General features: G+C 67.9%; 1 protein-coding gene. It reads right to left on the bottom strand.

Going from position 1 to position 638, the window contains the following annotated elements:
* Positions 1-638 (bottom strand): condensation domain-containing protein (locus NKJ73_RS34125; RefSeq protein WP_352572786.1); only part of this gene is annotated, 638 nt, incomplete at both ends.

Here is a 638-nt window from a genome sequence, read left to right as displayed (position 1 = left end):
CCCTCCCCCTTAGCCTCTACACTCAGCCCCGGCAGGTCCAATGAACCGACCGCATTGTTCTGCCAGGCCAGCATCACCTGGAACAGCGGCGTGTGATCAAGATGCCGTGGCGGCTTGACGATCTCGACCACCTGCTCGAACGGCAGGTCCTGCTGCTCCTGCGCGGCCAGCGTCGTGCGTCGCGTCCGCTCCAATAGCTCCGACACGCTCGGCGCGCCCGACAGGTCCAGCCGAAGCGCGAGCGTGTTGACGAAGAAGCCGATCAGCTCTTCCACCTCGCGCCGGCCTCGATTGGCGCTCGGCACACCGATCACAACGTCGTCCTGCCCCGACAGACACGACAGCACCGCCGCCCAGGCCGCCAGCACCGCCATGAACAACGTCGTGCCATGCTGCCGGCTCAGCCGCTTCAGACCCCGCGTCAGATCCGCATCGATGACGATCGGCACAGCGGCCCCGGCATACGACTGCTGGGCCGGCCGCGGCCGGTCCGTCGGCAGCGCAAGACGGGCCGGAGCGTCAGACAGGGTGTCGCGCCAATGCTGCGCCTGCTTCTGCAGCCGTTCCCCCGACAGCCACCGCCGTTGCCAGGCGGCATAATCCGGGTACTGGATCGCCAGCGGCGGCAAAGGATCGTC

It is taken from the genome of Mesorhizobium sp. M0074 (assembly GCF_040322975.1).
Taxonomy (GTDB): Bacteria; Pseudomonadota; Alphaproteobacteria; order Rhizobiales; family Rhizobiaceae; genus Mesorhizobium.
Note: the sequence above shows the minus strand (reverse complement) of the source record. Positions and strands in the feature narration are given on the sequence as shown.